Here is an 11,998-nt window from a genome sequence, read left to right as displayed (position 1 = left end):
CACGCCGCCGTAGTTCGGGTAATGAGTAGCGACGCCCAAGAGGCGAGCGACGACCGGCGGAAGTACGAATTCCGCAAGGTCATCGAGGAGCTCCGCGATTTCGAGGGCTCCGGCACGCAGCTCGTCACCATCTACATCCCCGAGGATCGGCAGGTCTCCGACGTGGTCGCCCACGTCACGCAAGAACACAGCGAGGCGTCCAACATCAAGTCCAAGCAGACGCGGACGGCCGTCCAGGACGCGCTCACGTCGATCAAGGACCGCCTCCGTTACTACGACACTTACCCGCCGGAAAAGGGGATGGTCATCTTCTCGGGCGCGATCGACGCCGGCGGCGGCCAGACCGACATGGTCACCCGGACGCTTGAGTCGCCGCCCCAGCCCGTCGAGTCGTTCCGGTACCACTGCGACTCCGCGTTCCTCACCGAGCCGCTCGAACACATGCTGGAGGACTCCGGACTGTTCGGGCTCATCGTCTTGGACCGCCGCGAGGCCAACGTCGGCTGGCTGAAGGGTAAGCGGGTCGAGCCCGTCAAGTCCGCCTCCTCGCTCGTCCCCGGTAAACAGCGGAAAGGGGGTCAGTCCGCACAGCGGTTCGCCCGGCTGCGGCTGGAGGCTATCGACAACTTCTACCAAGAGGTCGCCGGGATGGCCGACGACCTGTTCGTCGACAAGCGCCACGAGCTCGACGGCATCCTCGTCGGCGGCCCCTCCCCGACGAAAGACGAGTTCCTCGACGGCGACTACCTCCACCACGAACTGCAGGACAAGGTGCTCGGCAAGTTCGACGTGGCGTACACCGACGAGTCCGGCCTGAAAGACCTCGTCGACAACGCCAGCGAGGCGCTCGCCGACCAGGAGATCGTCGAGGATAAACGCCACATGGACGAGTTCTTCAAGAAGCTCAACACCGGCGAAGAGGCCACCTACGGCTTCGAGCAGACCCGTCGGAACCTGATCATGGGCTCCGTCGACCGCCTGCTCATCTCCGAGGACCTCCGTTCCGACGTGGTCGTCTACGAGTGCTCCAACGGTCACGACGAGTACGAGGTCGTCGACGCGCGACACTCCACTCCGTCTCACGAGTGCTCGGAGTGCGGCGAGGAGGCCGACGTCGACGAGCGCGAGGACGTGATCGAGCATCTGATGGCGATCGCCGAACAGCGCGGCACCGACACCAAGTTCATCTCGACCGACTTCGAGAAGGGTGAACAGCTGCTCGACGCGTTCGGGGGCATCGCGGGTATTCTGCGGTACTCGACGGGCGTCTGACTCGGTTTCCCTCCCCGGCAGCGCAAGGCATCTTACGCCTCGGCTCGAACGAGTTGGTAGCGATGGGACAGCAGAGCCTCGACGGCCACGACCTCACTGGACTCCGCGCCGCGTACACCCGAAAGGTCACCGAAGAGCTCCCGAAGCGGGCGCGACAGGGCGACTCGTGGCCGATCCGAGACGACCACTGCTTCGCCCGCGTCGTCTTGGACGCGGTGTTTCAGGACGCGTGGTACGACCACGTCGATGGGTCACCCGCGTACAAGCAGCTGTCGGCAGCGGAGTTGCGAGAGGCGATCGCGATCGCCGATCGAATGCTCGCATCGGGAGCGCCCGCCGTCTCAGCACTGAACCGCCAGTCACTCCGCTGGCGTGAGGAGGCCTGAGATCGGCTCCAGAGCGGAAGCCGTAAGCGCGCCCTTCAACGCCGCGCCGATTTCAACGACCGCCACTGAACGCTCCGCGCCCTCGTGTTTTTGTGCGTTCTGTCCCAATGCAACACCGTTGATGTACCGGGACCAAGCACGGAATCGCGGCAACCGATAGCATGGATCGCCTCCCTACGGCGACGCTCTCGCCGCTCGCCTGTCGGGTCGACGACGTCCTCGCGCGGTACGGCTACGAGATGCGTCGCGCCATCGACGCGATCGACGCCGCGGTCGTCGGGTACGGGGGGTTGTTCGACCCGGAAACGACCGACAGCGAGATCCGGTCGGCAGTCGAAACGGTACTCGACGCCGACCCGCCGCCCGCGGGAGGGCGCCGCCGCGACCTCGACGACGCCGCCGTCGTGCTCTACGTCGACGGGAGCTCTCGCGGGAACCCCGGGCCGGCCGGAGCGGGTGCCGTGCTTCGGACCGACGACGGACCGTTCGCGCAGCTGGGGCGGCCCGTCGGGTCGAACGCCGAGAACAACACCGCCGAGTACGCTGCCCTCCACCTCGGACTCGAGGCGTTGGCTGCGCGCTGTGACCCGGCGACCGTCGAGATCCGTATCGACTCGCGAACCGTTATCGACGACATCTGGGGGGCAAGCGACGGCATCGCGGCCGCCGCACCGTACCGAGCGGCGATCGAGGACCACGTCTCGACGCTGCCCGCCTGCGAATGGACGCATCTGGCCGACAGCGACCCGAACCCGGCTGACGCTCGGGCCGCGGTCGGCGCCGACATTGCGGCGCTCGGGCCCGGCTAAACGACCACACGGGTGCTCGGAAAGACGACCGCACGACTGCCGGCTCTCACGAACCGGAGTCGTCGTCCTCGGCGGCGATCACGTCCTCCGCACCCGTTGGCGCCTCGACGCGAACGGTGTGACGCGTATGTCGGGCGTGTGTCGTCGCCCAGCGACGCGCGGGCCGCTCCGAGAGGAACCGCTCGCCGTCCGGGCACCGCTGACACCGGACGGTCCACGGGGTCACGTCGTCGGGGTAGTGGCCGGTGTGACGCTCGTGATCGAGCGCGAACTGCTCGACCGCGCGGTTGCCGGCGTTGAGGTCGTCGAGTTCGTGGTCGAGGTCCCACTCGCGCCCACAGCGGGTGCACGAAACGGTCGGTACGCCGGTCTCATCTGGGTGGAACGCGTCGTCGGTCACGGCTTCGCTTCGGTCTTCAGTCACTTGAACGCCGCACACGCTCCGTGACCGTGCTCGGCGGACGGTCGGCCGACGATCGACACCGACCGCGTGTTCCGTTCGCGTCGCCTCGGCTACCCGGCCTACCGACTGTCGAAAGTCGGCGTCGGCGGGCTGACGGCGTATCTCGACAGCGAGTACGGAGACGAGGGGCTCATCGCGAACGCCGTCTCTCCGGGCTGGGTGAGTACGGACATGGGCGGCGACGATGCCCCTCGGTCGCCGTCGAAGGGGGCCGAGACGCCGGTCTGGCTCGCCCGGTTTACGCCCGGGAGTCCAGCGGGCCGCCTCTGGAAGGACCGCGAGCAGGTCTCGTGGTAGCGGCTCCCCCTGTCGCCCGCCACGTCGTAAGTCGCTCGACTGCGCGGGCGGCCCGCCCCGCGAGCCGCCCTGCGACGGGGCCTCAGTCGACCGGACAGCGATCGATTCCGAGCACGCGGTACAACAGACACCGCCGCGTCGCCCCCTCGACGATCAGCACGACTCCTGCGACGCCGAGCCCGAGCGCGGAGACCACCGGCACGCTCACAATGCCGGTCGCGGCGAGGAGCGCGAGCACCGCGACGGCAACGCCACCGATGACTCGGGCGAGCGCGTCGAGGCGTCCGACGTTTCGCTTCACAGCCGATCGTTGCGCTTCCTCGGTATTATACCCTCTGCGTGGGTCCGACGGCGGCGTCTCGTCTACCGCCGTGCGAGCAGACATCCGGTTGTCGACGACGCTTCTGAACCCGACGACTGCGGCCTCGCGACCTTCCGCGGCCGCCCCGACACACCAGTTACGCTCCCGGTTGGTCCTCGCCGATCAGCCGCCGAAGGTCTTCGATCGCTGACGGGTCCCATCCGTCACAGTCGGTCGTTCGCAGATGGACGCGACGGCACAGGTCGGACGACGGTGTTCCGCTCAGCGAGACCACCGGCCGCGTTCGCCGCTCCCAGGCGAGGGTCCACGGACCGTCGGGCTCGACGCGAACGTACCGCACCGTCTCGCCCGTCGGATCGATCGCCGAGACCCGCCGTCGCTGTCGACCGGCGACGGCTGTGTCATCGACGACCGCCGTCGCCGGCACGGTATCGACGTCGCGAACGGCCTCGAGGAACCGCGCCAGCGATCCCGCCTTCCACGTCACCGTCCAGTGGGTCGCAAACGTCTCAACGTGAACCTGCGGGGTAACGCGAACAGCGCGCCGCGTGTCGTCTCGGTCCGCATCTACCATACTACACAATTCTCCTCCGAACGACACCCGTCGTTCGGAACGTGACATCGATTTGGTGCGAAGTAGTATATGCACTTCGCCCGTACGCGTCGTACGATGGACTCAACTGGCCTGACGGATGACAGCCGCGACGACAAGCGGTTCGCGATGCTCATGATCGCCGTGTCCGTGATTATTTTCGTCCTCGTCTGGAGAGCCGAACGGCGAGAGTGAGAGCCGAGACGCCGGATTCTGACGGGACCGTCGACTGCCGGACCGACGCCGACGGCAACTCGTCGCCCCCGCGCTGCACTCTCGCTCTTTCCGGGGCGTGGCCAGTGGAAGCAGGTCCGGCCATCGGTACTCCGCGCTTCGGTCGCTTCGAGGACGCACTCTCCGTCGTCGACTGAAGACTCGCGAGGGCGTGTCGAAACTCCACTTAAAAGGCTCACCGCCCCGAGAACCGACCCCGCCGCGCAACGTCGATATCGAGGCGGAGCGACGAACTGACGACCCGCGTCGGCTTCGTTCTCACCGCGGGCGAGCGCCCCGGACGGGCTCAGTCGACCACGACGCGATCCGTGAGCCAGTGGCCGTCGAGTTCGCCGGGTCGGTCCCGCGAGAGCCCGAACGCGTACGTCCCCGTTCGACCGTCGGCCCCGGTTATCGTGACGCGTTGTTCCGCGCTGTCGCCGTCGCGTTCCAGCGCCCCGGTCGTCGCTTCGACGTGATCGATCATCGGCGCGTATCGCGGGCCCTCCACCATCCGGACGAACCGCTCGAAGGGACCCGTCGCCCGCCTGTTCGCTGGCGACGCGAAATTGTACGCGACGCCGATGCCGGCGTTAGCAAACGGAGAATCGTTCGCGGCCAACCCCTCGAGCTGGAGTGAGACGACCCGTTCGGGGTCGTACGACGAGTCGGGAGACGGGACTCCCTCGATCGGGTACTGATCGGACATCTGAACGTCCAGTTTACGCTCTCGACCCGTATCAACTACCGCCCGATCCACGCGTCCGTGGGCCTCGAACGCGGGCGGCGGAGGACGTTAGTTTATCCACGCCGTACACTCGTTGTACGTGAACGACCAGAACACAGAGCGTTTCGACGACGAACGGAGAGCCCGCTTCGACCGCGACGCGGCCACCGGGTCGCCCGACCGTCGCCGTCGCCACCGTCCCGACGAACCATGAGTCAGGCTAGTGGCTCCGACCGCGACGGCTCGCTGTGGCGCGCCTCCGGGCTCCTCGGTCGCGCCGGTATCGGAGCCGGTGTGACCGTCCTCCTGAGCGCGGTTCCCGTTATCGGGCTCGTCGCGCCCGTAATCGGCGGCGGCGTCGCCGGGTGGGCGAATCGCGACGGCGCGACCGACGGTATCCGCGTCGGTGCCGCGGCCGGCGGATTAGTCGCGTTGCTGTCCGTGCCGCTGACGTTCGTCGCCGTCGCCGTCGCCGCGGCGGTCTCGCCCCTCGCGACGGTCGCCGTCCTCGCCGCCGCGCTCGTGACTGCGGTGTACGTCGTCGGGAGCGCCGCGTTGGGCGGATACGTGGCCGACGATATCGCGTCGAAGCGCGAGTCGCGATCCGTGCGGGCGGAGCCGCCGGTCGAACGACTGAAACGCCGGTACGTCGACGGGGATATCGACGACGAGGAGTTCGAACGACGACTCGAGACGCTGGTCGAAACCGACCGGAAACGCGGAGGCGGAAAGGCGTCGGACCACCGGGACGATCGCTCGGAGACGGAGCCGATGCGGGAACGCGATCGATAGCAGTTAACTCGAAACAGCCCGATCGACACCTATGACTGATGACTCGCCGTCTCGGTTCTTGGTGGCATCGACAGCCGTCTGCGTCGCGACGTGCGCCGTCGTTGCGGTCCTCCCGTTCGTGGTCGACAGCTCCCGCGCGTTCACCGGGAGCGTTAGCACGAGCGGGGTTCTCGGGCTGGTCTTCGCCGCGCGGAACCTCCAACTGCTCCGCGCGCGCGGAGCGCCCAGCCTTCCGCCCGCCGTCCTCACGACAATCTTCGGCGGCTGGTTCATGCTCGCGCCGCTGCTGTATCCGGACGTCGGCTTCCTTCCGACCGCGGGGACGCAGCTTGGCGGGACGGTGATCGCGACGTTCGGACTGTACGTCACGGTCGCCGGGGTCAGCGACGAGTAGGCGGGCGCGTCGAAAACAACTCTCCCGCGTCGCTCACTGCTCCGGCTCGACCGGCGTCGCGATCTCCAGACACGCGCAGGCGTCGGTCTCGGGGTCGAAGCAGTCCGGGCACTCCGGCTCTCGGTCGATGATCGTGTCGAGTCGTTCGGCGACGGTGTCGTCGATGACCGCCTCCAGCTCGCGGGCCTCGGCTCGGAATTCCTCGACCGCGAGCACGTTCGCGAGGAAGCGCTCGATGATACAGTAGGTCTGGAGCGCGTCGCGCGCTCGCACGATTCCGTCGTCGGTGAGCTGTACCCCCTTGTACTTCTCGTGCTCGGCGAGGCCGCGGTCCTCGAGCTTCCCGATCATCTCGTTTGCGCTCGCCGGGCTGACGCCGAGCGAGTCGGCGATCGACCCGGTCGAGGCGGGACCGTCTTCCTGCTTCTGTACGACGTATATCGTCTTGAGGTACTGGTCTGCAGTGTTCACGGCTTCCCTCCGTCGGCGCTCGTCGTCGGTTCGATCCCCCAGTTCATCGTCGCTCCATGACCGCTGTCACCTCGCTGACTCCCTCGGCCTCGTCCTCGCGGATCGCGTGCAGCTCGTCGAGAAGCTCCGCGCGGTCGATCGAGAACTCGGCGTCCGACTCCTCGATCGCCTGAATGAGGTCGTCGTAGAACTTGTAGGCGGTCTCTTCGTTACACAGCTGGTCGTAGAGCACCCCGTCGAAATCTTCCGGTCGGGTCCGACCGTACCGCGCGTCCACGAGCGACTCGATCTCGTCGAACGGGACGCTGTCGACGCCGAGTCCCTCGATGAGCGACTCCAGCCGCTGGCGGTGTTCCGCCGACTCCTCGGCGGCGTCCGCGAGTAGGGTCTCGATCTCCTCGTCGAGCTCGGCGTCGAGGCTCTGGTAGTGGTGGTGCGCCCGCGCCTCCACGACCTCCTCCAGTACGATTCCGATCTGTAACAGCCGGGCGAGCTGGTCGTCGGAGTCGATCCGCTGGCTCACGCTCACGGCGACCACCCGTCACCGTTCGATACGCCCGTTCGCATACACGCCAACTCAGACGTAGTCCGACTTAAGGGGTTCCCCTCCGACGCGATGCCGGCGCGTTAGATGCCGAGCCAGTCGTCGTTCCGGATCTGGTATCCGTTCTGTCGACAGACCTTCGCCGCCTGTCGACGGATCTGTCGCGAGCTCGGGAGTTTCTCCTCGTCACGGATCCGGTCAACGACCCAGTCGCGGACGACGCCGATCTCTTCGTCCTCGTCGTCGGGACTGAGCCGCTTCAGCTCGAGGAAGGTCTTCTCGTAGGCGTCGTGTTGCGATCCGTCGAGCTCCTCGTTCGGGAGCGTCTCGCTGAGCTCCACGATCCGCTTCATGGCCGCGGCGACTGTGGGTCGCTGTATCCGAACCCGGACGCGGTCCGGCGAGTCGAACACCACTTCGTCCGTCTCGGGGACCAGCTGCTCGACGGTGTACCGCTCGTCCGACGGCCCGATATCGCGGTCGCCGATCGCCGCGAGTATCTCCGCCCCCGTGGCCGGGAACTCCAACGATTCGAGCTCGGCCTCAACGTCGTCGAGGTCCGCGGCGTCGATATCCGGCTCCGGCTCGTCGCCGCGTTCTAGCTCCGCGGCGATGTCGCGCCGCCGCTGGCGATCGTCCGCGTCTTGCGCCTGTTTCTCTCGTCCGTCCTTGTCGTCTGCCATTCGCGAATCTACGGCGCTCGTCCGTATAGTACTGTAGGTAGTTTGAAAATATAATACTCTCGAAATAATGAACGTCTGAGGGCCTATCCGCTGCGATTCGTCGGCTCGCTCTCGTCGACCACCGAACGCAGCCGGCGGGCGAAGGCGTCCTCGACGCCCCGGACCCGCTTTGCGTCGGTGTCGTACTCGATGAGACCGGCCGCCTCCAGTTTGGGCAGATCGACGTGGTGTAGCCTGATTCGAATCTCTTGTCGTTCGGTGTCCGGCGGTGCGTTCTCGTCGCGGATTTCGTCGTGGATGTCGTCGACGAGCGTGTCGAGATCGGACGCGTCCCCATCGTCTCGGTCCAGCGATCGGAGGATCGTCCGGCGCCGCTCGTCAGCGAGCGCCGACAGGACACCGTCCGAATCTCGGCGTTGCTCCCCGACACTCTCCCCGCGTTTCGGGGCGTTGTCTACCGCGGATCTTCCCGGCTTGTCGAGGGTGTCGCTCTCAGTATGTTCCACATGTCACGTGTACTCACTTCCCCCCCCAGTCAGTTTCCCATGGTGTACCATGTTCGCCTTGCGGTTCGGGGAAACCCGAACGCCGGGATGTCATCGTTTCGACTCGACCATCGGAATGGTGTAGCCGACGAGCGCCACGATAGCGCGCCGGAGTCGTTCGGTGACGGCCTGATCGGAGATGCCGAACTCGTCGGCGAGCTCTTTCGTCGTACACCCCCGCGGAATGTCGTAGTACCCCATCCCGATTGCGAGCGTCAGCGCCTCGAACTGGGGCTCCGTAAGCCCGTACCACGGCTGCACGTCCGGTTCCGATGGGTTGTACACGCGCGTCACTTCCAGTCCGATCTCGTTGGCCTCGCAGTCTGTCGAGAACACGCTGAGCGACTCGTGGGTCGAGAACCGGACCTCGAACTTCCACGTCGACGGCGTCCCGACGGCGTTCAGAATCTGCCCCTCGTTCGCCTGTAGCGCACTAATGAGGGCGTCTTGGTTCGTGTCCCACTCCAGCGTGAAGAGAGTGCGGTCGTCGAACTCGTCGATCGGTGTGGCCTCCTCGACGGTCGGATGTTGCTGGACCCCCTCGACGAACGAGTCCCGCGAGGCGTTGTGGACCCAGAACAGCGGAACGGTGGCGTCTCCGAGGGGAACGAGCGTTTCGAGCTCGACGGTGGAGTCCCCCTTGACTGAGAGTATCCGTCCGAGTTCGAAGTCCTCGGACGACACGCGGAACTCCACAATCACACTCATTACTTGGCTCTGGACCGTACTTACCGATCCTCATATAAAGAAGGAAAGCATGGTATATCATGGTCGAATCGGTTGAGCGGTGTGAACGCTCGTTCCGTCCGACGGTCGGCTGCTTGGTACACCATACTTGCCGGTTATATTTATCCGGAGCGATCGCCCGGTATGGCGACTGTCATGGAGTTCACGAGCCCAGCGGACGAGTTTCCGCTGGGAACGGTGTTCGAGAATCTGCCGGGGGTGACGGTGGAGCTGGAGCGACTCGTTCCGGACGAAGCGCTCATCGTCCCGTACTTCTGGGTCCGGGGCGCGCGCGCGTCAGACATCGAAGCCGCCTTCGAGGCGCATCGGGGCGTCGTAAACATCGAGCTTATCGACGAAGTCAACGACGAGTACCTACTGCGTGCGAGGTGGAAAAACGACTACTACGGTATTCTGAACGCCCTCGCGAATGCCAACATCGTCGTGCTCTCGGGTATCGGTACCAAAGAGGGGTGGCAGTTCGAGGTCCGCGGAGACGGCCGCGACCGGATCGCCGAGTTTCGAGCGGACTGCCAGGCTCACGACATCCCCATCGAGATTACCGCTGTGCACTCGCTTCTGCCGGTGCAGGGGGACGGGTACGAACTCACGGAGAGCCAGCGAGAGGCGCTCGTGTTGGCGTACGAGCGGGGCTACTTCGACTCGCCGCGAACGGCGTCGCTGCAGGAGGTCGCGGCGGAACTCGGTATCTCCCAACAGTCGCTGTCCTCCCGAATCAGACGCGGTCATCGTCGACTGATCGCGAAGACGCTCATCTCGCCGTGACGCGCTGTCGCTTGCCCCGGTGACCGCTCGACCGTCAACAGAACTTTTGCCTCCCCCATTTGTTTAAATACCTTCTGTACTATCAGTGTTACACTTGAACCGACGCGGACCGTTACATACCTATATGCCTGTTAGCGAGACCGAAACCCTCCTTGACTCCTTCAGCTTCCGTCCGAACTCGGAGACGTACCTGGCACGATACAATCACACGGAGACGTCGGCCAGTACCGCAGTTATCGCGACGCTCGCGGAGATTCTGGAGACTGATCCGACGGAGTTGGACCCGCTGTTCCACTCGGTCGATGTCGAGTCGCTCAACGCGCTTCTCAGTGGGGTGGCCGGTGACCACGTCCGAGTCACCTCCACGTTCGCGGGACACGACTTCACCGTCACCGGAGATACGGTACTCGCAACTCAAACGCACGACCGGAGCGTTGGAGACGGGAACCCCTCGCCTACATGAGTTCCGGAGAGGAAACGCTGTCTGACGAGGCGGCGTTCCGCGCCGAACTACAGGCCTTGCTTCGCCGCGCGCACCAGACGGGCGTCGACGTCGAGGGCGGGTGGGAGTGTCGGAACGGCGCGGAACACCCCGACTGGGACGCCGTTATTTCTGAAGTACGGAAGCCGGACGGTTCTGCGTAGTCGCACCGATCCCCTCGATCGCAAGCGGATATCCTACTCGCCCGTGAGCGGCGGCTTCACCTGCGGCCGGATCTAAAAAAAACTGCGCCGAACCCGCCTACTGCAGGCGTTCGAAGACGAGGTCCTCGACGTCGTCACGGAACTCGTCGACCGCGATCTCCTCTAACACGGGCACGAAGAAGCCCTCGACGAGCATGTTCCGCGCCGTGTGCGAGTCGATCGTGCGACTCTCGAGGTAGAACAGGTCCTCGGCGTCGACCTGTCCGACCGTCGCGGAGTGCGACGCCTCGGTGTCGTGGTTGTGGATGATCAGCTTCGGCGACGCGTCCGCCTCGGCGTCGTCCGACAGCATCAGCGTGTTCTCGCGCTGGTAGCTGGAGGTGTTCCACGCGTCGTTGCCGACGTCCTGAACCCCCTCGTAGACGGAGCGAGACACGTCGTCGAGCACGCCGCGCGTGACCAGGTCGGCCGTCGTGTGCTCGGCCTGGTGCCAGACGCGGGCGTTAACGTCGAAGTGCTGGTCGTCGGTGCCGAAGAACGTCCCGACGATCTGGGTCTCGGAGCCGTCGCCGTTCAGTTCGGTCTCGACGTCCGAGCGGGTGAGCTTCGAGCCGAAGTTGCTCTCGATCCAGTCGATCGTCGCGTACGCGTCCGTCACGCCGCGCTTCAGCGAGTAGGTGTACGACTCGTCGTCGAGGTTCTGAAGCGAGCCGAACTGGACGTTCGCGTTCTCGCCCGCAGCGATCTCGACGAGGTTCGAGAAGTATCGGTCGCCGTCGACGCTCCCCGAGGCGGCGGCCTCGCTGTCCCCGGATTCGATCGACTCGAGGATCGTCACCGAGGAGGACTCCTCGGCGACGACGAGCGTCTGGCTGAACAGCGAGCGGGAATTCATCTCCGCGCGCACCGTCACGTCCTCGACGTCGACGCCCTCGGGGACGTAGACGAACGTGCCGGTCGTGAAGAGCGCGACAGACAGCGCCGTGAGGTAGTTGTGTTCGGGGTCGAGCACCGAGCCGAAGTTCGTCTCGATGACGTCGCCGTACTCGTCGAGCGCCTCGGTGAACGGGAGGATGACGACTTCGTCGTCGCCGGCCGACCGCTCGGTCGCGTCCGACTGGTTCAGCGGGTCGACCAGCGACTCGAAGTCGAGCGCCGCGAGGTCGGTCCAGCGCCGCCCGGGCGTCTGGATCACGTCGGGCAGTTCGGCCGTCTCCAGCGCGGAAAGCGCGTTCAGACGGGTCTCCAAGAGCCACTCGGGCTCGTCGCGTTCGTCGGCGATACGTCGTACCGTGTCCTCAGAGAGGCTCTCGATTGCTTGCGTGCTCATG

General features: G+C 65.7%; 19 protein-coding genes and 1 pseudogene. 10 read left to right on the top strand and 10 right to left on the bottom strand.

Features of this window, described 5'->3' with window-relative positions; genetic code table 11:
* Positions 1-21: 21 nt before the first annotated feature.
* From prf1 to ACNS88_RS05680, 3 genes are all read left to right on the top strand, one after another.
* Positions 22-1,272, top strand: coding sequence for a peptide chain release factor aRF-1 (prf1, locus tag ACNS88_RS05690; protein ID WP_435094766.1), 1,251 nt, complete (start codon positions 22-24; stop codon positions 1,270-1,272).
* A gap of 62 nt (positions 1,273-1,334) precedes the next feature.
* On the top strand, positions 1,335-1,658 hold the full coding sequence (locus ACNS88_RS05685) for a hypothetical protein (protein ID WP_435094764.1): 324 nt from the start codon (positions 1,335-1,337) through the stop codon (positions 1,656-1,658).
* Positions 1,659-1,819: 161 nt separating this feature from the next.
* Positions 1,820-2,467 carry a ribonuclease HI family protein gene (locus ACNS88_RS05680; RefSeq protein ID WP_435094762.1) on the top strand — a complete coding sequence of 216 codons (648 nt, stop codon included), beginning with the start codon at positions 1,820-1,822 and terminating at the stop codon, positions 2,465-2,467.
* A 46-nt stretch (positions 2,468-2,513) separates the two neighbouring features.
* Here the strand turns inward: ACNS88_RS05680 and ACNS88_RS05675 are convergent, their stop codons facing one another.
* Positions 2,514-2,867 carry a DUF8062 family protein gene (locus tag ACNS88_RS05675; protein ID WP_435094760.1) on the bottom strand — a complete coding sequence of 118 codons (354 nt, stop codon included), beginning with the start codon at positions 2,865-2,867 and terminating at the stop codon, positions 2,514-2,516.
* Positions 2,868-2,978: 111 nt separating this feature from the next.
* On the opposite strand from ACNS88_RS05675, the pseudogene ACNS88_RS05670 reads away from it, so the two are divergent.
* Positions 2,979-3,227: pseudogene (locus ACNS88_RS05670) on the top strand (SDR family oxidoreductase); the annotation flags it as partial.
* Positions 3,228-3,309: 82 nt separating this feature from the next.
* Here ACNS88_RS05670 and ACNS88_RS05665 read toward each other — a convergent pair.
* A complete protein-coding gene (locus ACNS88_RS05665) occupies positions 3,310-3,528 on the bottom strand; it encodes a YgaP family membrane protein (RefSeq protein ID WP_435094758.1) in 219 nt (72 codons plus the stop codon).
* Positions 3,529-3,685: 157 nt separating this feature from the next.
* The gene (locus tag ACNS88_RS05660; RefSeq protein ID WP_435094756.1) at positions 3,686-4,123 is read right to left on the bottom strand and encodes a hypothetical protein; all 438 of its coding nucleotides are present in this window, start codon (positions 4,121-4,123) and stop codon (positions 3,686-3,688) included.
* A 209-nt stretch (positions 4,124-4,332) separates the two neighbouring features.
* Between ACNS88_RS05660 and ACNS88_RS05655 the strand changes: the two genes are divergently transcribed.
* Positions 4,333-4,512 (top strand): hypothetical protein, encoded by a 180-nt coding sequence (locus ACNS88_RS05655; RefSeq protein WP_435094754.1) that lies wholly within the window; start codon positions 4,333-4,335, stop codon positions 4,510-4,512.
* 149 nt (positions 4,513-4,661) lie between these two features.
* Here the strand turns inward: ACNS88_RS05655 and ACNS88_RS05650 are convergent, their stop codons facing one another.
* Positions 4,662-5,063 (bottom strand): DUF4864 domain-containing protein, encoded by a 402-nt coding sequence (locus ACNS88_RS05650; protein WP_435094753.1) that lies wholly within the window; start codon positions 5,061-5,063, stop codon positions 4,662-4,664.
* A 228-nt stretch (positions 5,064-5,291) separates the two neighbouring features.
* On the opposite strand from ACNS88_RS05650, the gene ACNS88_RS05645 reads away from it, so the two are divergent.
* Positions 5,292-5,873, top strand: a complete 582-nt coding sequence (locus ACNS88_RS05645; RefSeq protein ID WP_435094751.1) for a DUF5518 domain-containing protein — start codon at positions 5,292-5,294, stop codon at positions 5,871-5,873.
* Positions 5,874-5,904: 31 nt separating this feature from the next.
* Positions 5,905-6,267, top strand: coding sequence for a hypothetical protein (locus tag ACNS88_RS05640; protein ID WP_435094749.1), 363 nt, complete (start codon positions 5,905-5,907; stop codon positions 6,265-6,267).
* A 33-nt stretch (positions 6,268-6,300) separates the two neighbouring features.
* Here the strand turns inward: ACNS88_RS05640 and ACNS88_RS05635 are convergent, their stop codons facing one another.
* The 5 genes from ACNS88_RS05635 to ACNS88_RS05615 form a co-directional block, all read right to left on the bottom strand.
* Positions 6,301-6,738: a metal-dependent transcriptional regulator gene (locus ACNS88_RS05635; RefSeq protein WP_435094747.1), complete on the bottom strand. Its 438-nt coding sequence runs from the start codon at positions 6,736-6,738 to the stop codon at positions 6,301-6,303.
* Positions 6,739-6,781: 43 nt separating this feature from the next.
* Positions 6,782-7,267 (bottom strand): ferritin-like domain-containing protein, encoded by a 486-nt coding sequence (locus ACNS88_RS05630; protein WP_435094745.1) that lies wholly within the window; start codon positions 7,265-7,267, stop codon positions 6,782-6,784.
* Between the two features lie 98 nt (positions 7,268-7,365).
* On the bottom strand, positions 7,366-7,965 hold the full coding sequence (locus tag ACNS88_RS05625; RefSeq protein ID WP_435094743.1) for a DUF5789 family protein: 600 nt from the start codon (positions 7,963-7,965) through the stop codon (positions 7,366-7,368).
* An 83-nt stretch (positions 7,966-8,048) separates the two neighbouring features.
* Entirely contained in the window at positions 8,049-8,471 is a 423-nt protein-coding gene (locus ACNS88_RS05620) for a DUF7344 domain-containing protein (RefSeq protein ID WP_435094742.1), read from the bottom strand.
* Positions 8,472-8,561: 90 nt separating this feature from the next.
* Complete coding sequence (locus tag ACNS88_RS05615) at positions 8,562-9,218, bottom strand: helix-turn-helix domain-containing protein (RefSeq protein ID WP_435094740.1); 657 nt, start codon at positions 9,216-9,218, stop codon at positions 8,562-8,564.
* Positions 9,219-9,380: 162 nt separating this feature from the next.
* Here ACNS88_RS05615 and ACNS88_RS05610 point away from each other — a divergent pair, with 162 nt between their 5' ends.
* The 3 genes from ACNS88_RS05610 (at position 9,381) to ACNS88_RS05600 (ending at position 10,667) form a co-directional block, all read left to right on the top strand.
* Positions 9,381-10,022, top strand: a complete 642-nt coding sequence (locus ACNS88_RS05610) for a helix-turn-helix domain-containing protein (RefSeq protein ID WP_435094738.1) — start codon at positions 9,381-9,383, stop codon at positions 10,020-10,022.
* A gap of 124 nt (positions 10,023-10,146) precedes the next feature.
* A complete protein-coding gene (locus tag ACNS88_RS05605; RefSeq protein WP_435094736.1) occupies positions 10,147-10,485 on the top strand; it encodes a HalOD1 output domain-containing protein in 339 nt (112 codons plus the stop codon).
* The gene (locus ACNS88_RS05600) at positions 10,482-10,667 is read left to right on the top strand and encodes a hypothetical protein (protein ID WP_435094734.1); all 186 of its coding nucleotides are present in this window, start codon (positions 10,482-10,484) and stop codon (positions 10,665-10,667) included. Before ACNS88_RS05605 ends, ACNS88_RS05600 begins: the two co-directional genes overlap by 4 nt.
* A 97-nt stretch (positions 10,668-10,764) precedes the next feature.
* Here the strand turns inward: ACNS88_RS05600 and sufD are convergent, their stop codons facing one another.
* Positions 10,765-11,997, bottom strand: coding sequence for a Fe-S cluster assembly protein SufD (gene sufD / locus ACNS88_RS05595; RefSeq protein WP_435094732.1), 1,233 nt, complete (start codon positions 11,995-11,997; stop codon positions 10,765-10,767).
* Position 11,998 lies beyond the last annotated feature (1 nt).

The organism is Halorubrum shenae (assembly GCF_051194165.1).
In the GTDB taxonomy this organism is placed as follows: domain Archaea; phylum Halobacteriota; class Halobacteria; order Halobacteriales; family Haloferacaceae; genus Halorubrum.
The sequence above is the reverse complement of the archived record's forward strand: the minus strand, read 5'-3'. Positions and strand labels throughout refer to the sequence as shown.

Excerpts from the sequence above, each read along its gene's own strand:
- prf1 (WP_435094766.1), top strand. The coding sequence starts at position 22 with ATGAGTAGCGACGCCCAAGAGGCGAGCGACGACCGGCGGAAGTACGAA.
- ACNS88_RS05685 (WP_435094764.1), top strand. The coding sequence starts at position 1,335 with ATGGGACAGCAGAGCCTCGACGGCCACGACCTCACTGGACTCCGCGCC.
- ACNS88_RS05680 (WP_435094762.1), top strand. The coding sequence starts at position 1,820 with ATGGATCGCCTCCCTACGGCGACGCTCTCGCCGCTCGCCTGTCGGGTC.
- ACNS88_RS05660 (WP_435094756.1), bottom strand. The coding sequence starts at position 4,123 with ATGGTAGATGCGGACCGAGACGACACGCGGCGCGCTGTTCGCGTTACC.
- ACNS88_RS05650 (WP_435094753.1), bottom strand. The coding sequence starts at position 5,063 with ATGTCCGATCAGTACCCGATCGAGGGAGTCCCGTCTCCCGACTCGTCG.
- ACNS88_RS05645 (WP_435094751.1), top strand. The coding sequence starts at position 5,292 with ATGAGTCAGGCTAGTGGCTCCGACCGCGACGGCTCGCTGTGGCGCGCC.
- ACNS88_RS05640 (WP_435094749.1), top strand. The coding sequence starts at position 5,905 with ATGACTGATGACTCGCCGTCTCGGTTCTTGGTGGCATCGACAGCCGTC.
- ACNS88_RS05625 (WP_435094743.1), bottom strand. The coding sequence starts at position 7,965 with ATGGCAGACGACAAGGACGGACGAGAGAAACAGGCGCAAGACGCGGAC.
- ACNS88_RS05615 (WP_435094740.1), bottom strand. The coding sequence starts at position 9,218 with ATGAGTGTGATTGTGGAGTTCCGCGTGTCGTCCGAGGACTTCGAACTC.
- ACNS88_RS05610 (WP_435094738.1), top strand. The coding sequence starts at position 9,381 with ATGGCGACTGTCATGGAGTTCACGAGCCCAGCGGACGAGTTTCCGCTG.
- ACNS88_RS05605 (WP_435094736.1), top strand. The coding sequence starts at position 10,147 with ATGCCTGTTAGCGAGACCGAAACCCTCCTTGACTCCTTCAGCTTCCGT.
- ACNS88_RS05600 (WP_435094734.1), top strand. The coding sequence starts at position 10,482 with ATGAGTTCCGGAGAGGAAACGCTGTCTGACGAGGCGGCGTTCCGCGCC.
- sufD (WP_435094732.1), bottom strand. The coding sequence starts at position 11,997 with ATGAGCACGCAAGCAATCGAGAGCCTCTCTGAGGACACGGTACGACGT.